The organism is Bosea sp. 124, assembly GCF_003046175.1.
GTDB lineage: Bacteria > Pseudomonadota > Alphaproteobacteria > Rhizobiales > Beijerinckiaceae > Allobosea.
On record NZ_PZZM01000001.1, the window covers coordinates 2703990 to 2722929 of the forward strand.

General features: G+C 66.2%; 19 protein-coding genes. 11 read left to right on the forward strand and 8 right to left on the reverse strand.

The features are described 5' to 3' along the window. Nucleotides 1-59 precede the first annotated feature (59 nt). The 3 genes from C8D03_RS12800 to C8D03_RS12810 form a co-directional block, all read right to left on the reverse strand. Nucleotides 60-620 (reverse strand): DUF4337 domain-containing protein, encoded by a 561-nt coding sequence (locus tag C8D03_RS12800; protein ID WP_108046605.1) that lies wholly within the window; start codon nt 618-620, stop codon nt 60-62. A 40-nt stretch (nt 621-660) separates the two neighbouring features. Further along, a complete protein-coding gene (locus tag C8D03_RS12805; protein ID WP_282568594.1) occupies nt 661-1632 on the reverse strand; it encodes a tyrosine recombinase XerC in 972 nt (323 codons plus the stop codon). A 162-nt stretch (nt 1633-1794) separates the two neighbouring features. Then, nucleotides 1795-2145 carry a hypothetical protein gene (locus tag C8D03_RS12810; RefSeq protein ID WP_108046607.1) on the reverse strand — a complete coding sequence of 117 codons (351 nt, stop codon included), beginning with the start codon at nt 2143-2145 and terminating at the stop codon, nt 1795-1797. Nucleotides 2146-2279: 134 nt separating this feature from the next. Between C8D03_RS12810 and C8D03_RS12815 the strand changes: the two genes are divergently transcribed. The 6 genes from C8D03_RS12815 to C8D03_RS12840 all read left to right on the forward strand — a co-directional run bounded on the left by C8D03_RS12815 (nt 2280) and on the right by C8D03_RS12840 (nt 9818). After that, the gene (locus C8D03_RS12815) at nt 2280-4466 is read left to right on the forward strand and encodes a primosomal protein N' (RefSeq protein ID WP_108046608.1); all 2187 of its coding nucleotides are present in this window, start codon (nt 2280-2282) and stop codon (nt 4464-4466) included. A 229-nt stretch (nt 4467-4695) separates the two neighbouring features. Then, nucleotides 4696-5265 carry a F0F1 ATP synthase subunit delta gene (locus C8D03_RS12820; RefSeq protein ID WP_108046609.1) on the forward strand — a complete coding sequence of 190 codons (570 nt, stop codon included), beginning with the start codon at nt 4696-4698 and terminating at the stop codon, nt 5263-5265. Continuing rightward, nucleotides 5265-6794, forward strand: a complete 1530-nt coding sequence (gene atpA / locus C8D03_RS12825) for a F0F1 ATP synthase subunit alpha (RefSeq protein ID WP_108046610.1) — start codon at nt 5265-5267, stop codon at nt 6792-6794. The genes C8D03_RS12820 and atpA overlap by 1 nt, the downstream gene beginning before the upstream one ends. 105 nt (nt 6795-6899) lie before the next feature. Beyond that, complete coding sequence (locus C8D03_RS12830) at nt 6900-7769, forward strand: F0F1 ATP synthase subunit gamma (RefSeq protein ID WP_108046611.1); 870 nt, start codon at nt 6900-6902, stop codon at nt 7767-7769. Between the two features lie 61 nt (nt 7770-7830). Beyond that, a complete protein-coding gene (gene atpD / locus C8D03_RS12835) occupies nt 7831-9297 on the forward strand; it encodes a F0F1 ATP synthase subunit beta (protein ID WP_108046612.1) in 1467 nt (488 codons plus the stop codon). Between the two features lie 107 nt (nt 9298-9404). Beyond that, the gene (locus tag C8D03_RS12840) at nt 9405-9818 is read left to right on the forward strand and encodes a F0F1 ATP synthase subunit epsilon (protein WP_108046613.1); all 414 of its coding nucleotides are present in this window, start codon (nt 9405-9407) and stop codon (nt 9816-9818) included. 213 nt (nt 9819-10031) lie between these two features. On the opposite strand, the gene C8D03_RS12845 is transcribed toward C8D03_RS12840, so the two are convergent. Then, nucleotides 10032-10538, reverse strand: a complete 507-nt coding sequence (locus C8D03_RS12845) for an RNA pyrophosphohydrolase (RefSeq protein WP_108046614.1) — start codon at nt 10536-10538, stop codon at nt 10032-10034. A 164-nt stretch (nt 10539-10702) separates the two neighbouring features. Continuing rightward, nucleotides 10703-13804, reverse strand: coding sequence for a bifunctional proline dehydrogenase/L-glutamate gamma-semialdehyde dehydrogenase PutA (gene putA / locus C8D03_RS12850; protein WP_108051591.1), 3102 nt, complete (start codon nt 13802-13804; stop codon nt 10703-10705). Nucleotides 13805-13939: 135 nt separating this feature from the next. Between putA and C8D03_RS12855 the strand changes: the two genes are divergently transcribed. The 4 genes from C8D03_RS12855 (at nt 13940) to C8D03_RS12870 (ending at nt 17235) form a co-directional block, all read left to right on the forward strand. After that, nucleotides 13940-14395, forward strand: coding sequence for an Lrp/AsnC ligand binding domain-containing protein (locus C8D03_RS12855; protein WP_248308449.1), 456 nt, complete (start codon nt 13940-13942; stop codon nt 14393-14395). A gap of 182 nt (nt 14396-14577) precedes the next feature. Next, nucleotides 14578-15639 carry an ABC transporter substrate-binding protein gene (locus C8D03_RS12860; protein ID WP_108046616.1) on the forward strand — a complete coding sequence of 354 codons (1062 nt, stop codon included), beginning with the start codon at nt 14578-14580 and terminating at the stop codon, nt 15637-15639. 40 nt (nt 15640-15679) lie between these two features. Next, a complete protein-coding gene (locus C8D03_RS12865) occupies nt 15680-16468 on the forward strand; it encodes an ABC transporter ATP-binding protein (RefSeq protein ID WP_248308450.1) in 789 nt (262 codons plus the stop codon). Beyond that, entirely contained in the window at nt 16465-17235 is a 771-nt protein-coding gene (locus tag C8D03_RS12870; RefSeq protein WP_108046618.1) for an ABC transporter permease, read from the forward strand. Before C8D03_RS12865 ends, C8D03_RS12870 begins: the two co-directional genes overlap by 4 nt. Nucleotides 17236-17268: 33 nt before the next feature. Here C8D03_RS12870 and C8D03_RS12875 read toward each other — a convergent pair whose 3' ends face one another. Next, nucleotides 17269-17886, reverse strand: coding sequence for a DnaJ domain-containing protein (locus C8D03_RS12875; RefSeq protein ID WP_108046619.1), 618 nt, complete (start codon nt 17884-17886; stop codon nt 17269-17271). Nucleotides 17887-18023: 137 nt separating this feature from the next. Between C8D03_RS12875 and C8D03_RS12880 the strand changes: the two genes are divergently transcribed. Continuing rightward, entirely contained in the window at nt 18024-18287 is a 264-nt protein-coding gene (locus C8D03_RS12880) for a BolA family protein (protein ID WP_465246470.1), read from the forward strand. Nucleotides 18288-18293: 6 nt separating this feature from the next. Here the strand turns inward: C8D03_RS12880 and C8D03_RS12885 are convergent, their stop codons facing one another. Together C8D03_RS12885 and C8D03_RS12890 are read right to left on the reverse strand one after the other, a co-directional pair. Then, a complete protein-coding gene (locus tag C8D03_RS12885) occupies nt 18294-18689 on the reverse strand; it encodes a type II toxin-antitoxin system VapC family toxin (RefSeq protein ID WP_108051593.1) in 396 nt (131 codons plus the stop codon). 5 nt (nt 18690-18694) lie between these two features. Beyond that, on the reverse strand, nt 18695-18925 hold the full coding sequence (locus tag C8D03_RS12890) for an AbrB/MazE/SpoVT family DNA-binding domain-containing protein (RefSeq protein ID WP_108046621.1): 231 nt from the start codon (nt 18923-18925) through the stop codon (nt 18695-18697). Between the last annotated feature and the right edge of the window lie 15 nt (nt 18926-18940).

An 18940-nucleotide genomic window follows, 5' to 3' on the forward strand; every position in this document is an offset into this window, starting at 1 on the left:
CCGGGCGCGTCAGCGGCTGATGCTTGTCGCGAAGAGTGTCGCCGCGGATATTGCCAAGCTCAAAACAGCGCCGTCGGCGCCAGTTGGGCGACGAACATCAGGGCCAGGGCGGCCAGGCCCAGCGCTCCACCCGTCCAGGCGAGCAGGCTGATGCCGGTGATGATCGCCGCCGAGGAGATCACGATCGCGATCTGCAAGAGGCCGGAGACGATGTCGTATTTGTCGTCGCGGGCGCTGGAGATGTCGCGCTGCGCTTCGGCGGCCTTGGCGCGCACGATCAGCTCCTTGCGGCCTTCATTGGTCTCAGGTTCGGATTCATAGCGGGCGATCGTGGCCTTCCAGCCCTCGATGCGCTTCTGCAGGCGCTCCCGGACAATGGGGTCGGTGGCTCCGGCGAGATCGACCTCCATCGCCTCGGCTGCCGTGCGCAGCGTGGTGCCGCGAATGGTCTTGGCCTGGAAGAAGGCCCAGAGATTGGAGGCCTCGACATTCTTGGCCAGAGCGTCCTGCTCCGCGTTCTTGCCGCCGATCTCGGAGAAGGCGAGCATCAGCGCAAGGATCGCGATCAGCAGCGCGATGCGCTTGTTGCCACCTTGCGGGGTTTCGATCTCGGTCGACATGAATCAGGCAGGCTCCGGTCGCTGGGCTCTGCGCTGTACGTCATTCCGCTGCGGCATCAAATGGCTTTGTTGTCCGGAAAGCTGACGCCGCGCCGGCGCGCGGATGGGCGGCGTCATAGGCCGCCATCAGCCTCGCCGAATCGATGCGGGTGTAGATCTGCGTCGTCGAGAGCGAGGCGTGGCCGAGCAGTTCCTGGATCGCGCGGAGATCGCCGCCGCGACCGAGCAGATGCGTGGCGAAGGAATGGCGCAGCGAGTGCGGCGTCGCCGATGAAGGCAGGCCGAGCGCGCCGCGCAGCCCCTCGACTGCGAGCTGGATGATGCGCGGAGAAAGCGGACCGCCCTTGGCGCCGAGAAAGAGCGGGCCGTCCGGCGGCAGGCGCCAGGGGCAGAGCGACAGATACTCGGCAATTGCCGTGACGACGACGGGCAGCACCGGGACCATGCGGGTCTTGTTGCCCTTGCCGATGACGGTGAGCGTGTCGCCGGGGCTGGCCGGGACCTGGGCGCGGGTGAGCGAGAGCGCTTCGGAGATGCGCAGGCCGCAGCCATAGAGCAGGGCCAGCACGGCGGCGTCGCGGGCGAGAATCCATTGCTCGTGCGCCTCGCCGGCGCGGGTGTCTGCCTGGGTCACGGCCCTGGCGGCGCCGGCTTCGAGCGGGCGCGGCAGGGATTTGCCGATGCGCGGGCCCCGCGTCGCAGCAAAAGCTGCGGCCTTCAGCTTGCCGGTGCGCTCGCCGAAACGGGCGAGCGAGCGCAGTGCAGCGAGCTGGCGCATCAGGGTGCGGTTGCCGACGCCGTCGCGGCGGCGCCGGCCGAGAAAGGCGCGCAGATCCGCGGGCTTGAGAGTGGCGATGTCGGATAGCGAGGGGGCGCCGCCGAGATGCTCGGTCAGGAAGACGGCGAACTGGCGCAGATCGCGGCCATAGGCTTCGAGCGTCTTCGGCGAGAGCCGGCGCTCATGGGCGAGATGGCCGAGCCAGTCGCGGGTCAGGGTGTCGAAATCGGTCACGGATGCATGCGTCCTCAGCCGTCATGGTCGGGCTTGTCCCGACCATCCACGTCTTTGCTGGTCGAGACCTGTGTTCAAGACGTGGATGCTCGCCACAAGGGCGAGCATGACGGGTCTGCCTTAACACCGTGCGAATCAATGTCGGCTGCCGGCCATGCGTCGCTACGCCCTGGGACAGGCGAAGGGCATGAAGGTGCTGGCCATGCCCTGGTTCATGCCCATGATGACCATGACATTGGCGAGGTTCAGCTCCTCGGCGCTGCGCGGGCAGACCTCGCCCTTGATGCTGCAGCCGGAGACGAGGAAGGCCTCGTGGGCGTCGAGAAAGGGCTGGCCGAGCCCCTTGCGCCCGAACTTCGTCAGCGCCTCGGCATAGGCCCTGGTGTAGCGCTCGCATTTGATCGCCGGCCAGTTCTCCGGCGGCTTTGGCTGGGCGAGGCCTTGCGTTGCGGGACCGAGGATGAGGCCGGCCGCGAAAGCAAGCCGGACCAGATGGGGACAGGTTCTCGTCATGGCTCGCTCGTCAACTCGGCTGGTGGATGATTGCGCGACGGTGCCCTCACCGACAGGGTCGCAGAAATCAGGCGATCGGGGCAATGCCAAGGCAGGCGGTTGTCGCTCCCGGCGCGAGGGGCTAGGCAGGCGCCATGAGCGGCGATGCGGAGCAGACGGCGGAAGGCGGCACGGTCGATGTGCTGATCCCGCTCGGGCTCGACCAGGCCTACAGCTATGCCGTGCCGCCCGGGCTGGTGCTGGCGCCGGGCGACGTCGTGCAGGTGCCGCTGGGGCCGCGCGAGACGGTCGGCGTCGTCTGGGAAATGGGCTCCGGGCGCGGCGGCAATCTCAAGAAGGTCACGGCCAGGCTCGACATGCCGCCGCTCGATGGCGCGCTGATGAAGCTGGTCGACTGGGTGGCCTGGTACACGCTGGCGCCGAAGGGCTCGGTGCTGGCGCTGGCTTTGCGTCGCCCGCCCGACGACACGCCGGAGCGGCCCAGGCTGGGCATCCGTCTCGTCGGCGCCCCTCCCGCCCGGATGACGCCGGCGCGCGCGCGGGCCATCGCTGCGGCTGCGGGCGGCCTGCTTACAGCTAAGAGCGCGCTGGCGGAAGCGGCTTCGGTCAGCGCGGCGGTGATCGATTCCCTCGTCGATGCCGGCACCTTCACGGTCGAGCCCCTGCCGCGCGATGCGGTCGCGGCGATGCCCGACCCGGACCATGCCAGGCCGGCATTGTCCGAAGATCAGGCGGCGGCGGCGGATGCGCTGGTCGCCTCGGTCAAGGCCGAGAGCTATGGCGTGACGCTGCTCGAAGGCGTCACCGGCTCGGGCAAGACGGAGGTCTATTTCGAGGCGGTGGCGGAGGCCATCAGGCTCGGCCGTCAGAGCCTGATCCTGATGCCCGAGATCGCGCTGACGGCGCAGTTCATCGACCGTTTCGAGGCGCGCTTCGGCGTCAGGCCGGGCTTATGGCATTCGGCGGTGACCGGACGCCGGCGCGAGCGGCTGCAGGCGGCGATCGCCAACGGTGAGGCGAAGGTGGTCGCAGGCGCGCGCTCGGCGCTCTTCCTGCCTTACAGGGATCTCGGGCTGATCGTCGTCGATGAAGAGCATGAGGCCGCCTACAAGCAGGAGGATGGCGTCGCCTATCATGCCCGCGACATGGCGGTGGTGCGCGGGCGCATCGAGAACGCGCCCGTGATCCTGACCTCGGCGACGCCCTCGCTGGAGACGCGGGTCAATGCCGAGCGCGGCCGCTATGTCCATCTCAAGCTTCCGGAGCGTTTCGGCGGTCGCAGCCTGCCGACGCTCGGCCTCGTCGATCTGCGCCAGGACAAGCCGCCGCGCGGACGCTGGATTTCCGACGCGCTGGCCAAGGCGATGGCGGTCAATCTGGAGGCCGGCGAGCAGACTTTGCTGTTCCTGAACCGGCGGGGCTATGCGCCGCTGACCTTGTGTCGCGACTGCGGGCATCGCTTCCAATGCCCGAACTGCTCGGCCTGGCTGGTCGACCATCGTTTTCGGCGGGCGCTGGTCTGCCATCATTGCGGCCATGTCGAGCGCCGGCCGAACGAGTGTCCGCAATGTCATGCCGCTGACAGCCTGACGGCCTGTGGGCCGGGCGTCGAGCGATTGGCCGAGGAGGTGGCGACCTTGTTCCCGCAGGCGCGGGGCATCGTTTTGTCGAGTGACTTTCCCGGCGGCACCGAGCGGCTGAAGCAGGAGCTGATGGCGGTCGCATCCGGCGAGTTCGATATCGTCATCGGCACGCAGCTCGTCGCCAAGGGCCACAACTTTCCGGGCATGACGCTGGTCGGGGTGGTCGATGCCGATCTCGGCCTGACCTCGGGCGATCCGCGTGCGGCCGAGCGCACCTTCCAGGTGCTGAGGCAGGTGACGGGCCGGGCCGGGCGGGGCGAAAGGCCGGGCCGGGCCCTGCTGCAGACGCATGACCCGTCGCATCCCGTGCTGAAGGCTCTGGTCTCCGGCGACCCGGAGCGGTTTTATGCCGCAGAGGCGGCGTCGCGGGAGGCGGCCGGCCTGCCGCCCTTCGGCCGGCTCGCGGGCCTGATCATCTCCGCCAACAGCCAGGCCGAGGCGGAAGGTCATGCGCGGACGCTGGCACGCTGTGCGCAAGCACCGGACGGCGTCAGCGTGCTCGGGCCGGCGGAAGCGCCGCTCGCCGTGCTGCGCGGGCGCCATCGCATGCGCCTGATCGTGAAAACGGAGCGCGAGGTGAATCTTCAGGATTACCTGCGCGCATGGTTGAAGCGCGGCGGCAAACCCAAGGGCTCGGTCAGGGTCGCAGTCGATGTCGATCCGCAGAGCTTCCTGTGAACATGTCAGCCTCCCTTTGAACGACTGAAAGGACGGGCAAAACCCGGCCTTCGATCGCCATCAACGGATTGCGCGCCCCAGAACCACATGCTAGTGCACCGCCACATTTAGGTCGCGAAGCCGTCTTGCTGGTTTCTCGCCCGTGATACATCGCAGCGCCAGGACATCGCACTCCACCCTTGCTGAGAGGGTCGCCGGGAGCAGTCCTTTGAAACGAGAGACGTGACGCGTGGCTGAAGGCGGATCGCAGGGATCATTGGTTTCGGGCGTAGCCGGTCGCTACGCCACGGCCCTTTTCGAGTTGGCCGAAGAGGCCAACGCCATTGACGCCGTCTCCGCCGATCTCGACAGCTTTTCGGCAATGCTCGCCGAGAGCGAAGATCTGCGCCGCCTGGTCGGCAGCCCGGCCTTCTCGGCCGAAGAGCAGACCGGCGCGATCAAGGCGGTTCTCGCTTCCGCCAAGATTTCCGGCATCGCCGCCAACTTCATCGGTCTCGTCGCCAGCAAGCGCCGCCTTTTCGCGCTGCCGGGCATGATCGCCGGCTACAAGGCTCTCGTCGCCGAAGCCAAGGGCATCGTCAGCGCCGAGGTCACGCTCGCCGAGGCGCCCGCGCCCAAGAGGGTCGAGGAAATCCGCGCTGCGCTCGCCGCCGTCGCGGGCAAGGCTGTCGATGTCGCGATCAAGATCGATCCGGCGCTGATCGGCGGGCTCGTCGTCAAGATGGGCTCCCGCATGGTCGACGCCTCGCTGAAAACCAAGCTCAATTCAATTCGTCTTGCCATGAAAGAGGTCGGCTGATGGAAATCCGCCCCGCTGAAATCTCCGCGATCCTGAAGGCCCAGATTTCGAATTTTGGGTCCGAAGCCTCCGTCACCGAGGTCGGCCAGGTTCTCTCCGTCGGCGACGGCATCGCCCGCGTCTACGGCCTCGACAAGGTCCAGGCCGGTGAGATGGTCGAGTTCGAGAGCGGCGTGCGCGGCATGGCGCTCAACCTCGAAAGCGACAATGTCGGCGTCGTGATCTTCGGTTCCGACCGCGAGATCAAGGAAGGCCAGACCGTCAAGCGCACCGGCGCGATCGTCGACGTTCCGGTCGGCAACGAGCTGCTCGGCCGCGTCGTCGACGCGCTCGGCAACCCGATCGACGGCAAGGGGCCGATCAAGGCGACCCAGCGCTCGCGCGTCGACGTCAAGGCGCCCGGCATCATTCCGCGCAAGTCGGTGCATGAGCCGATGGCGACCGGCCTCAAGGCGATCGATGCCCTGATCCCGATTGGCCGCGGCCAGCGCGAGCTGATCATCGGCGACCGCCAGACCGGCAAGACCGCCGTGGCGCTCGACACGATCCTGAACCAGAAGGCCAATAACGAGGGCACGGACGAGAGCCAGAAGCTCTACTGCGTCTATGTCGCCATCGGCCAGAAGCGTTCGACCGTCGCCCAGTTCGTGAAGGTGCTCGAGGAGCGCGGCGCGCTGGAATACTCGATCGTCGTCGCCGCGACCGCCTCGGACGCCGCCCCGATGCAGTTCCTGGCGCCCTTCGCCGGCTGCGCCATGGGCGAGTATTTCCGCGACAACGGCATGCATGCCGTCATCATCTATGACGACCTCTCCAAGCAGGCCGTCGCCTACCGCCAGATGTCGCTCTTGCTGCGCCGCCCGCCGGGCCGCGAGGCCTATCCCGGCGATGTGTTCTATCTCCACTCCCGCCTGCTCGAGCGCGCCGCCAAGATGGGCGACGAGGCCGGCAACGGGTCGCTGACGGCGCTGCCGGTCATCGAGACGCAGGCGAACGACGTCTCGGCCTACATCCCGACCAACGTGATCTCGATCACCGACGGCCAGATCTTCCTCGAGACCGACCTGTTCTACCAGGGCATCCGCCCGGCCGTGAACGTCGGCCTCTCGGTTTCGCGCGTCGGCTCGGCCGCGCAGACCAAGGCGACCAAGAAGGTCGCCGGCAAGATCAAGGGCGAGCTTGCCCAGTATCGTGAAATGGCCGCCTTCGCCCAGTTCGGCTCGGACCTCGATGCGGTGACGCAGCGCCTGCTCAACCGCGGCGCCCGCCTGACCGAGCTGCTGAAGCAGGCGCAGTTCTCGCCGCTGAAGATGGAAGAGCAGACGGTCGTGATCTATGCCGGCGTCAACGGCTATCTCGACCCGCTGCCGGTCAACAAGGTCCGCGCCTTCGAGGACGGCCTGCTGGCGCTGGTGCGCGGCAAACATGTCGATATGCTCAACGAGATCGGCAAGACCAAGGATCTTTCGGACGCGAACGCCGCGAAGCTGAAAGAGATCGTGACCGACTACGCCAAGTCGTTCGCCTGATCGTCATTGCGAGCGCAGCGGGGCAATCCAGCCTCGCCGCGCACCTGCTCTGGATTGCTTCGTCGCCGCGCTTCCCGCAGGTGACGGGTAGGAGATCAAGACCGGATGCCGTCCCTTAAGGACCTACGAAACCGCATCGCTTCCGTGAAGGCGACGCAGAAGATCACCAAGGCCATGCAGATGGTCGCGGCTGCCAAGCTGCGCCGGGCGCAGGCGGCGGCGGAAGCCGCGCGTCCCTATGCCGAGCGCATGGAGACGGTGCTGGCCAATCTCGCTTCCGGCGTCACCGGTTCGAGCGCGCCCCGCCTGATCGGCGGCACGGGCTCCGACAAGGTGCATCTGCTCGTCGTCTGCACTGCCGAGCGCGGCCTGTGCGGCGCCTTCAACTCCTCGATCGCGCGCCTGGCGCGCGACAAGGCGAATGCGCTCAAGGCCGAAGGCAAGACGGTCAAGATCATCTGCGTCGGCAAGAAGGGTTACGACATCCTGCGCCGGCAGTTCGAGAAGGACATCATCGAGCTGATCGACCTGCGCGCCTTCAAGCAGGTCGGCTTCGCCAATGCGGAGGGCATCGCGCAGAACATCCTGACGCGCTTCGCCGCCGGCGAGTTCGACGTCGCGACCTTGTTCTTCTCGAAATTCAAGTCGGTGATCTCGCAGATCCCGACCGCGCAGCGCATCATCCCGGCCGAGATTCCGGCCGGTACCAAGGTGACCGACGCCGTCTATGACTACGAGCCGGACGAGAGCGAGATTCTGGAGACGCTGCTGCCGCGCAACCTCACGGTGCAGGTGCTGCGCGCGATCCTCGAGAACGCCGCTTCCGAGCAGGGCGCGCGCATGTCGGCGATGGACTCCGCCACGCGCAACGCCGGCGAGATGATCAAGAAGCAGACGCAGCTCTACAACCGCTCGCGCCAGGCGATGATCACCAAGGAACTGATCGAGATCATCTCCGGCGCGGAAGCGCTCTAAACGCCTAGCAATTAGGCCGGCATGCCGGCCACCCGACACGCTGTACCCGAGGTTCGAAACCATGGCCAAAGCCGCTACCAAGAAGACCGCCGCCGCCGAGAAGCCCGCCAACACCGGCACCGGCCGCATCGTGCAGGTCATCGGCGCCGTCGTCGACGTGCAGTTCGACGGCGTGCTGCCCGAGATCCTGAACGCGCTCGAGACCGACAATCTGGGCAACCGCCTGGTGCTCGAAGTCGCCCAGCATCTCGGCGAGAACACCGTCCGCACGATCGCGATGGACTCCTCCGAAGGCCTGGTTCGCGGCCAGTCGGTCACCGACACCGGCTCCCCGATCATGGTTCCGGTCGGCGACGAGTGCCTTGGCCGCATCATGAACGTCATCGGCGAGCCCGTCGACGAGGCTGGCCCGATCCTGACCACCAGCCGTCGCGGCATCCACCAGCCGGCTCCATCCTATGCCGACCAGGCGACGGACGCGCAGATCCTCGTCACCGGCATCAAGGTCGTCGACCTGCTGGCGCCTTACGCCAAGGGCGGCAAGATCGGCCTGTTCGGCGGCGCCGGCGTCGGCAAGACCGTGCTGATCATGGAGCTGATCAACAACGTCGCGAAGGCCCATGGCGGCTACTCGGTGTTCGCCGGCGTCGGCGAGCGCACCCGCGAAGGCAACGACCTCTATCACGAGATGATCGAGTCGGGCGTGAACAAGAAGGGCGGCGGCGAAGGCTCCAAATGCGCTCTCGTCTACGGCCAGATGAACGAGCCCCCGGGCGCCCGCATGCGCGTTGCGCTCTCGGGCCTGACCGTTGCGGAAGACTTCCGCGACAAGGGCCAGGACGTGCTGTTCTTCGTCGACAACATCTTCCGCTTCACGCAGGCCGGCTCCGAAGTGTCGGCGCTGCTCGGCCGCATCCCGTCGGCGGTGGGTTACCAGCCGACGCTGGCGACGGACATGGGCAACCTGCAGGAGCGCATCACCACCACCAACAAGGGCTCGATCACCTCGGTGCAGGCGATCTACGTCCCCGCCGACGATCTGACCGACCCGGCGCCCGCGGCTTCGTTTGCTCATCTTGACGCCACGACCGTCCTGTCGCGTTCGATCGCTGAAAAGGGCATCTACCCGGCCGTCGACCCGCTCGACTCGACCTCGCGCATGCTTTCGGCCGCGATCGTCGGCGAGGAGCACTACACCATCGCCCGCCAGGTCCAGCAGATCCTCCAGCGCTACAAGGCGCTGCAGGACATCATCGCGATCCTGGGCATGGACGAGCTCTCGGAAGAGGACAAGATCTCGGTCGCCCGCGCCCGCAAGATCGAGCGCTTCCTGTCGCAGCCCTTCTTCGTCGCCGAAATCTTCACCGGCTCGCCGGGCAAGCTCGTCGCGCTCGAAGACACGATCAAGGGCTTCAAGGGCCTGGTCGAGGGCAAGTACGACCACCTGCCGGAGGCGGCGTTCTACATGGTCGGCTCGATCGACGAAGCCATCGAGAAGGCCCAGCGCCTGGCGGCCGAAGCCGCCTGATGACCCGTCATTCCCGGGCTTGACCCGGGAATCTCTGGACGAGAACAAACTGGTTTCCGAGATGGTCGGGTCGAGCCCGACCATGACGAGCCGGGGAGAAAGCACCGATGGCCACCTTCAAGTTCGAACTCGTCTCGCCCGAGCGCATCCTGTTCTCGGGGGATGTCGTCAGCGTCATCGTTCCCTCCTGCGAGGGTGAGATGACCGTGCTGGCCGGCCATGCGCCGCTGGTCGCGACGCTGAAGGCGGGCATCGTCTTCGTCCAGACGACCGACAACAACGGCAAGGAATTCTTCGTCAATGGCGGTCTCGTCGAGATCAATGCCGCCTCGACGACGATCCTGGCCGAGCAGGGCCGTTTCCTCGAGGATGTCGACGTCGCCGTGCTCGATCAGGAAATCCTGACGGCCGAGACCAAGCTCACCGGCTCACATGATGAGGACGAGCAGAAGCGCCTGCATGATACGCTGGTGCAACTGCGCGAGTTCAAGCACGTCTTCGAGACCCGCAAGGCGGCGTAAGTTTCCCTTCTCCCCACCAAGATCGTGCTTGTCCGATCTTGGAAGATGTAATGTTCATGTCGGATATATCCGACATGGGTCGGAGAAGGTGTCTGCATCACAGACGGATGAGAGAAGGGTCGCGATAGCGGCCCTTTTTGTTTGTGGACAGAGATCTTTCCCTCATCCGTCAGCGCTTCGTACTGCCACCTTCTCTCCTATGGGGAGAAGGCATCACGTCGCGTATGCCGTCGTGGCGAAGACTGAGAAGGCCGAGACGACCTTCTGATAGACCGGCCGCTTGAACGGCACGACGCGCTCGGGCATCGCGGCCAGTGGCAACCAGGCCCATTCCGAGAATTCGGCCGGCTCGTCGCCATTGGGGCGGGTGATGTCGAATTCCGACTCGGGGCCGGTGAAGCGGAAGGCGACCCAGCGCTGGCGTTGGCCGCGAAAGGCGCAGAGCCGGTGCGGCGGCCCTGCATAGGCGGGGAAGTCGTAAGTCCACCAGTCCGGCGTGGCCGCGAGGAAGGCGGCGCTGGTGATGCCGGTTTCCTCGGCGAGTTCGCGGCGCGCCGCCGCGACGATGTCCTCTTCGGCATCGATGCCGCCCTGCGGCATCTGCCAGTCGAACCCCGGCAGAACGATCTCGGGCCCGGCGCTGTGCGAATGCCCGGCGAAGACGAACCCATCCTGGTTGAACAGGGCGATGCCGACATTGGGGCGGTAGGGGAGTGACATGACTTTGTTTCGCAGGGTTGGCGAGCGCGCGGCTCGCCGAGCATTCTCCGTCAAGCTCGCTGTTGTGGCGAGCATCCGCGTCTTGAAAACGGACTGCAATCAGCGAAGACGGAGATGGCCGGGACAAGCCCGACCAAGACGTGGAGAGAGGTCGCTATACGAGTTTACTCCCCCATCGCGATCAGGCTGGCATTGCCGCCGGCGGCGGCTGTGTTGATCGTGACTGTCTGCTCGGTCGCAAAGCGCATCAGGTAGTTCGGGCCGCCTGCCTTTGGGCCGGTGCCCGAGAGGCCGTGGCCGCCGAAGGGCTGCTGGCCTACGACCGCGCCGATGATGTTGCGGTTGACGTAGATATTGCCGGTCGAGAGCTGGCTCGTGACCTGCTCGACGGTCGTCTCGATGCGCGAATGCACCCCCAGCGTCAGTCCGTAGCCGGTTGCCTCAATGTCGTTAATGACTTTGTCGAGTTCACCCGCCTTCCAGCGCACGACATGCAGGATCGGGCCGAAATGCTCGCTGGTCAGCTCGGCGACGCCGCCGAGCGCGACGACATGCGGCGCGACGAAGGTGCCGCCCAGTGCCGGTGCCTTGCCAGCCCAGCTGAGGCGGCCGAGCTTGCGCATCGCCTCGACATGGGCGTCGAGACGATGCTTCGCGGCAGAGTCGATGACGGGGCCGATATGGGTGTCGATGGTGCGCGGATCGCCGAGCTTCAATTCGCGCGCGGCGCCGGTGATCATCTCGATCATCTTGTCGGCGACATCCTCCTGCACGACGAGCAGGCGCAGCGCCGAGCAGCGCTGGCCGGCGGAACGGAAGGCCGACATCACGACGTCGTCCGCAACCTGTTCGGCCAGCGCCGTCGCGTCGACGATCATGGCGTTGAGGCCGCCGGTCTCGGCGATCAACGGGACGATGGGGCCGTCCTTGGCGGCAAGCGCGCGGTTGATCGCGCGCGCCGTCGCGGTCGAGCCGGTGAAGGCGACGCCGGCGACCTCCTTGTGGCCGACGAGGGCCGCTCCCACCGCGCCGTCTCCGGGAACGAGATGCAAGGCGCTTGTGGGAATACCGGCCTCATGCAGCAGGCGGATGGTCTCGGATGCGATCAACGGAGTCTGCGGGGCCGGCTTGGCGACGACGCTGTTGCCGGTGACGAGGGCGGCCGCGATCTGGCCCGCGAAGATCGCAAGCGGGAAGTTCCAGGGCGCGATGCAGAGGAACGGTCCGCGCCCGCGCAAGACGAGGCGGTTGTCCTCGCCGGTCGGGCCGGGCAGCGCGGTCGCGCTGGCGAACTTGGCCTCGGCCCCGGCGGCGTAGTATCGACAGAAATCGACCGCCTCGCGAACCTCGGAGAGAGCGTCGTCCAGTGTCTTGCCGGCCTCGGCCTGTAGCAAAGCGAGCAGCAGGCCGCGCCGTGCTTCCATCAGATCCGCCGCCTTGCGGAGCGCTGCGGCGCGGGCGCGGGCGGGCGTCGCGTTCCAGCCGGCAAAGCCGGCCTTCGCGGCCAGCATCGCGCGTCCCGCCAGCGTGGTGTCGCCCTCGCGGACACGGCCGATGACCTTGTTGTCGATCGGCGAGCGCACATCGCGGGCGGTTCCGCCAGTCGACTTGCCGTCGATGATCGGGCTGGCCTCGGGGAAGGGCTTGGCCGTTGCGGTCGCGATCTCGGCCAGAAGCCCGTCGAGGCTTTCGGCATGGCCGAGCTCGACGCCGGCCGAGTTCTTGCGGGAGGGGCCGAAGAGATCGGCCGGCAGCGGGATACGGCGGTGGCGCGCGGCACCGGCATTGCCGATGATATCGGCCGGGGGCACCAGAAGCTGCGCGACGGGCACGTCGGGATCACCCGAGACGCTGACGAAGGAGGAGTTGGCGCCGTTCTCGAGCAGGCGACGCACGAGATAGGCGAGCAGATCCTGATGGCCGCCGACCGGCGCATAAGTGCGGCAGGCAAAGCCGTCCTGCCCCGCCAGCAGCTTCTCGTAAAGCGCCTCGCCCATGCCGTGCAGGCGCTGGAACTCGAAGCCTTCGGATCCACCGGCCATTTCCGCCACGGTCGCGACGGTCTGGGCGTTGTGCGTGGCGAACTGCGGGATGATGCGCGGTCGCAGTGCCAGAAGCTGCGCGGCGCAGGCCTCGTAGTTCAGGTCCGTCATCGCCTTGCGGGTGAAGACCGGGTAGTCCGCGAGGCCGCGTTCCTGGGCGCGCTTCAGCTCGGTGTCCCAGTAGGCGCCCTTGACGAGGCGGACCATCATGCGCCGGCCATGACCCTCGGCGAGCGCTCCAATATGGGCGATCACCGCCGAGGCGCGCTTCTGATAGGCTTGGATCGCCAGCCCGAAACCGTCCCAATCCGCCAGCGAGGGATCGGCCACGACGGCGTCGATGATGTCGAGCGAGAGTTCGAGCCGGTCGGCTTCCTCGGCATCGATGGTGAAGTTGAGGTCGTAGCTCTTGGCCTGCTGTGCCAGCTTGACCACCTTCGGTGTCAGCTCGGCCAGCACGCGCTCATGATTGGTCGCGTCGTAGCGCGGATGCAGCGCCGAGAGCTTGACCGAGATGCCGGGGCGCTCCGGCAACGGTTCGTTACCGGCCGAGCGACCGATGGCGTCGATCGCGGCGGTGTAAGAAGCGAAATAGCGGTCGGCATCGGCCTGGGTTCGTGCGCCTTCGCCGAGCATGTCGAAGGAGTAGCGATAGAGCTTGCCGCTTTTCGAGCCGGCGCGCTTCAGCGCTTCCTGGATCGTCTGGCCGAGCACGAAATGGTTGCCCATGACGCGCATCGCCTGGCGCGTCGCAGTGCGCACGGTCGGCACGCCGAGCCGCTTGGCAAGGCCGCCGATAATGCTGCTCGGCGTTTCGCCGGGCTGGATGACGCGGGCGGTGATGCCGAGTGCCCAGGCCGAGGCCGAGACCAGGAAGGCGTCGGATTTGGATTCGTGATGGGCGAAGTCGCCCTGGCCGAGCTTGTCCTCGATCAGCCGGTCGGCGGTGGCGGCGTCGGGCACCCGCAGCAGGGCTTCCGCCAGCACCATCAAAGCAAGGCCCTCGCGGGTCGAGAGCGAGTATTCCCGCAGCAACTCCTCGATGCCGCCAAGGCCGACCTTGCGGGTCCGGATCGCCTCGATCAGCCCGGTTGCGCGCGCATCGATCCGCGCCTTTGCCGCAGGCTCGCGCCGCGCGCCTGCGAGCAGCCGCGTCGCGATCGCGCCGTCATCCTCGGCGAAGATCGCGCGGAAAGCCGGGAGCGTGGGGGCAGGCGCGACCATGGAAGCGGGCTCCAAAAAAGTGGGCGACGGGATGATATGAAGCATCAAGCCTTCGATGCCGCAGATCAATTGGCATAATTTGCCTTAATGCCGCATATTGTAACGCTTGGGGCCACTCAAACAGAGATTGATCCGGTGCTAGACCGAACCGACCGCCGCATCCTGTCCCTGCTGCAATCCGATGGCCGCATCGCCGGTGTCGAACTTGCCGAGAAAGTGGGTCTCTCGCCGACCGCGACCGGCGAACGGCTGAAGCGCCTGACGCGCGAGGGCTACGTCACGGGCTATCGCGCGACACTCGATCCGCTCAAGCTCGGCCTCAACCTGCTCGTCTTTGTGGAGGTCTATCTCGACAAGACGACGCCCGATGCATTCGAGCGCTTTGCCGCGGCCGTGAAGCGCGCGCCCGAGGTGCTCGAGTGCCATATGGTGGCGGGCGGTTTCGATTATCTGGTCAAGACCCGTGTCGCTGACATGAACGCCTATCGCCGCTTCCTCGGGGAGGTTCTGCTGGCGCTGCCGGCGGTGCGCGAGACCCGCACCTATGCCGTGATGGAGGAGGTCAAGACCGATGGGGCGCTGCCGCTCTGAGCACCGCGGCGGCAAGAGGCGATCTGCTACCTTTTTGTGCATTCGCTGTTTTCCGACCGCGCTTTCGGCTTGACCTGTCGCAATGTTCCGCCAGTCTGAAAAACAGAGCCGCCCGGCATGGTGCTTGCTGGGCTGCGTGCCATTTTCGAGGCCATTCCCTCCCCATCCGTCCGGAGCCAGAGATGTCCAGCGTGTTGCCCGCCCATGTTGCGTCCTTGTCCCGGCGCGCGGCCCTGAGCGTCGCGGCGGTGTCCGTGCTCGCGGCGGCCTGCCTGTCGGGCGCGCAGCCGGCACAGGCCCAGACGCCGGTGCGCTTCACGCTCGACTGGCGCTTCGAGGGGCCCGCCGCGCTGTTCCTGATGGCGATCGAGAAGGGCTATTTCAAAGCTGAGGGGCTGGACGTCACCATCGACACCGGAAACGGTTCGCGCGAGGCGATCCCGCGTGTCGCCTCGGGCACCTATGATGTCGGCTTCGGCGACGTGAATTCGCTGATCCGCTTTCGCGACGAGAATCCGACGGTCGACCTCAAGGCCGTGATGATGGTCTATGACAAGCCGCCCTTCTCGATCGTCGGGCGCAAGAGCCGCGGCGTCACGGCCGATGTGAAGAGCCTGGAAGGCAAGAAGTTCGGCGCGCCTGCGGCGGACGCTGCCTTTGCACAGTGGCCGATCTTCAAGACGGTCAACAAGCTCGACGACAGCAAGATCCGGCTGGAGAATGTCGGTTTTCCCGTGCGCGAGCCGATGCTGGCTTCGGGCGAGGTCGATGCCGTGTTCGGTTTCGCCAACTCCTCGTACATCAACCTGAAGTCTCGGGGCGTGCCTGTCGACGACATCGTGGTCATGCTGATGTCGGATTACGGCGTCGAGCTCTACGGCAATGTCGTGATGGTCTCGCCGAAATTCGCGGCCGAGAAGCCCGAAGCCGTACGCGGCCTGCTGCGGGCCATCACCAAGAGCGTCAAGGACACCGTCGCCAACCCGGAGCTGGGCGCGCAGCTCGTGATCAAGCGCAACGACGTGGCCAAGGTCGAGGTCGAGCTGGAGCGGCTCAAGATGACGCTCGAGCAGAACGTGATGACGCCCTGGGTCAAGGCCAACGGCTTCGGCGGCATCGACAAGGAGCGCTGGGCCAAGGCGCTCGACCAGATCGCCCTGACCTTCACCTTCAAGGACAAGGCCAAGGCGGGCGACGCCTTCACTGATGTCTTCCTGCCGGCCTCGGCGGAGCGCGTGTTCTGAGGCTGCCATTGCCGAGACAAGCGCTTCCAGGGACCGCTCGTTGACCGCCTTCGTCGAACTTCACGATGTCACCCATGTCTATGGCGGCGGCGAGGGGGCGCCGGCCGTAGCGGGACTGTCGCTGAAGGTGCGCGAGGGCGAGTTCGCCGCGATCGTCGGCCCGTCCGGCTGCGGCAAGTCGACGATGATGAAGCTCGCGACGGGCCTGCAGCGGCCGAAGTCCGGTATGGTGATCGTCGACGGGCGCGAGGTCTCCGAGCCGATCAAGATCACCGGCATGGCTTTCCAGAACCCGGTGATGCTGCCCTGGCGGACGACGCTGCAGAACCTGCTGCTGCCGCTGGAGATCGTTCAGCCACATCGCTCGCGCCTGCGCGCCAACAAGGCGGAGTATGTCGCCCGGGCCGAGATGCTGCTGGAGACGGTCGGGCTGAAGGGCATGGGGAGCAAGTTCCCCTGGCAGCTTTCGGGCGGGATGCAGCAGCGGGCCTCGCTCTGCCGTTCGCTGATCCACGAGCCCAAGCTGCTGATGCTGGACGAGCCGTTCGGCGCGCTCGATGCCTTCACGCGCGAGGAACTCTGGTGCGTCATCCGCGATCTGCATGCACAGCGCGGCGTCACCGTGATCCTGGTGACGCATGATCTGCGCGAGGCGGTGTTCCTGGCCGACCGGGTGTTCTGCATGTCGGCACGTCCCGGCCGGATCATCGCCGAGCGCGAGATCGGTTTTGCCCGCTCGCGCGATCTCGACCTCACCTATACCCCGGAGTTCGCAGGCATCGTCCATGAGCTGCGCGGCCATATCCGCGAGGCGAGGGCGGTGGCATGAATCGCTCGACCTGGCTCAAGCTCGCGCCCTATCTGTTCACGCTTGGCTTCTTCGCGATCTGGGAGATCGCCTGCCGGGTCTTCGCGATTTCCGGCTTCATCCTGCCGCCGCCCTCGGCGATCTGGGCTGCGCTCGTCCAGTACCAGAAGCCGCTCTACACCAACGCCTTCCATACGCTCTGGATGACGTCGCTGGGCTTCGGGCTGTCGATCGTGTTCGGGCTGGCGCTCGGCCTGCTCGTCGGCTCGTCGAAGCTGATCTATGCGGGGCTGAACCCGCTGCTGGTCGGGTTCAACTCGATCCCCAAGGTCGCGGTGGTGCCGATCCTGGTGATCTGGTTCGGCGTCGGCTGGCTTCCGCCGGTGTTGACCGCCTTCGTGATCTCGTTCTTCCCGATCGTGGTCAATGTCGCGACGGGCTTAGCCACGATCGAGCCGGAGACCGAGGACGTGCTGAAGGCGCTTGGTGCCAGCCGCCTCGACATCATGACCAAGGTCGGGATTCCGCGCTCGCTGCCCTATCTGTTCGGGGCTCTGAAGGTTTCGATCACGCTGGCCTATGTCGGCTCGGTGATCGGCGAGCAGAACGCCTCCAATCTCGGGCTCGGCAACCTGATCACGCGCGCCTCGGCCGATTTCAATGTGCCACTGATCTTCGCGGCGCTGCTTGTGCTCGCCGTGCTCGGCGTCTTCCTGGTCGCGATCGTCGACATCGTCGAAAACCGCATGACCGGCTGGGCCAAGCGCTCGCAGATGGGGAACGCTTGAGCTCTCGGTCTGAAAACTGCCAATCCGGCAGGCTCAGACCATCCCGGTGCTCTTGAGCTGCTGATAGGCCTTCAGGATTTCCTGCAGCGTGCCCTCGCGCGAGCGGTCGCCGCCATTGGCATCGGGGTGGAAGCGCTTCACCAGTTCCTTGTAGCGGGCCTTGATTGCCACCGAATCGGCGTTCTCGTCGAGGCCGAGTGCCTCGAGCGCCTTGCGGGCGACGACGCCGACGCGCGGCTCCGGCTGGGCCGCCTGCTGCGCTCGCCTGGCGCCGAAGATGTTGAAGGCGTCCTCGACGTCGGGCTGCTCGGTGCCGCCGGCGACGCGGCCGCGCTGTGCCATGCGGGCCGCCTTGGAATTGACGCCGAGCTTCCAGGTTGGCCGATGGCCGATCGCGGCGTCCTTGGCGTACTCGGCCAGCGCCTCGTCGTTCATTCCCTGGAAATAATTGTAGGTCGCGTTGTAGGCCTTCACATGGTCCATGCAGAACAGGAAGAACTGGCCTTCGCGGCCGCGTCCCTTGGGCGCGCGAAATTCGCCGGGCCTTTTGCAGCCCGGGTGGTCGCAAGACGGCGCACCGGTATCCTGGACCTCTTCCGCCTCGGAAGGGCCGATCCTGATGCGGTCGAACAGGCGCGAGTTGAAGTTCATCGTCGAATGGTTATGAGACTCAGGACGGGAACCGGCAAGTGCGATGCAACACGCATGCACCTGCGCGGCAGGTACGGGCCGCGTAAACACGGCCTGATGGACGGATCATTCAAAACGGTGTCGCGATCATGACCGCAATGGCTGAACGGATCACCAACAAGCTGAAACAGGCGTTGACGCCGCAGCGCCTGGACGTAATCGACGAGTCGCACCAGCATCACGGCCATGGCGGCTGGCGCGAGGGCGGCGAAACCCATTTCAGGGTCGATATCGTGTCGGAGGCCTTTTCCGGCAAGAGCCGGCTGGAGCGCCATCGCCTCGTCAACGCTGCTCTGTCTCAGGAACTGGCGGACCGGGTGCACGCGCTGGCAATCGTCGCGCGCGCCCCGGGCGAGGTTTGAGCCGCGCTACGGCGTGATCAGCTCGACCAACGGGAAGTAGGCGCGATAGCGCCGTGGATCGCGCGTCAGAAGCGGGAGCCGTGCGACCGCGGCATGAGCGCCGATGAAGAAATCCGGCAGCACGCCGGTTCGAAGACCTCCCGAAGCGCGGTATCGCCGGAATGCCTTTCCCGCGTCGAACAGAGCCTGGCGCGGCATTGGATTGAGCGCCGCATCGAAATCGACCAGCATGGCGTCGAGACGCCTGATATCGTCAAACCGGATCGAGAGTTCGGCATAGATCACGTCATTGATCAGCACGCGGCCAGTGCTCATGGCGGCAGCAAGCTGGCGGGCCGACCATTCGCCCCATTCCCTGTCGTCCGTGATCAGATCGAGAAAGATGTTTGTGTCGACGAGCATCGCCATTACGGCTCGCCGCGGGTCATTGTCATGATCTCGTCGGTGGTCGGCCCAGGGCCGGCTGAACCGCGCCATTTCTGAAATGGGTTTTCATCCGTCCCGTCGACCTTCAGCAGGACGACCTTGCCGTCCGCCTCCATCCTGAAATCGACGGCGCTGCCGGGCTTGATGCCGAGGCGGTCGCGGACGGGCTTGGGGATGGTGACCTGCCCCTTGCTGGTGACTGTCGTCGCCATGATGTTCTCCGTATT

Excerpts from the sequence above, each read along its gene's own strand:
- C8D03_RS12800 (WP_108046605.1), bottom strand. The coding sequence starts at position 620 with ATGTCGACCGAGATCGAAACCCCGCAAGGTGGCAACAAGCGCATCGCG.
- C8D03_RS12810 (WP_108046607.1), bottom strand. The coding sequence starts at position 2,145 with ATGACGAGAACCTGTCCCCATCTGGTCCGGCTTGCTTTCGCGGCCGGC.
- C8D03_RS12815 (WP_108046608.1), top strand. The coding sequence starts at position 2,280 with ATGAGCGGCGATGCGGAGCAGACGGCGGAAGGCGGCACGGTCGATGTG.
- atpA (WP_108046610.1), top strand. The coding sequence starts at position 5,265 with ATGGAAATCCGCCCCGCTGAAATCTCCGCGATCCTGAAGGCCCAGATT.
- C8D03_RS12830 (WP_108046611.1), top strand. The coding sequence starts at position 6,900 with ATGCCGTCCCTTAAGGACCTACGAAACCGCATCGCTTCCGTGAAGGCG.
- atpD (WP_108046612.1), top strand. The coding sequence starts at position 7,831 with ATGGCCAAAGCCGCTACCAAGAAGACCGCCGCCGCCGAGAAGCCCGCC.
- C8D03_RS12840 (WP_108046613.1), top strand. The coding sequence starts at position 9,405 with ATGGCCACCTTCAAGTTCGAACTCGTCTCGCCCGAGCGCATCCTGTTC.
- C8D03_RS12845 (WP_108046614.1), bottom strand. The coding sequence starts at position 10,538 with ATGTCACTCCCCTACCGCCCCAATGTCGGCATCGCCCTGTTCAACCAG.
- putA (WP_108051591.1), bottom strand. The coding sequence starts at position 13,804 with ATGGTCGCGCCTGCCCCCACGCTCCCGGCTTTCCGCGCGATCTTCGCC.
- C8D03_RS12860 (WP_108046616.1), top strand. The coding sequence starts at position 14,578 with ATGTCCAGCGTGTTGCCCGCCCATGTTGCGTCCTTGTCCCGGCGCGCG.
- C8D03_RS12870 (WP_108046618.1), top strand. The coding sequence starts at position 16,465 with ATGAATCGCTCGACCTGGCTCAAGCTCGCGCCCTATCTGTTCACGCTT.
- C8D03_RS12875 (WP_108046619.1), bottom strand. The coding sequence starts at position 17,886 with ATGAACTTCAACTCGCGCCTGTTCGACCGCATCAGGATCGGCCCTTCC.
- C8D03_RS12880 (WP_465246470.1), top strand. The coding sequence starts at position 18,024 with ATGGCTGAACGGATCACCAACAAGCTGAAACAGGCGTTGACGCCGCAG.
- C8D03_RS12885 (WP_108051593.1), bottom strand. The coding sequence starts at position 18,689 with ATGCTCGTCGACACAAACATCTTTCTCGATCTGATCACGGACGACAGG.
- C8D03_RS12890 (WP_108046621.1), bottom strand. The coding sequence starts at position 18,925 with ATGGCGACGACAGTCACCAGCAAGGGGCAGGTCACCATCCCCAAGCCC.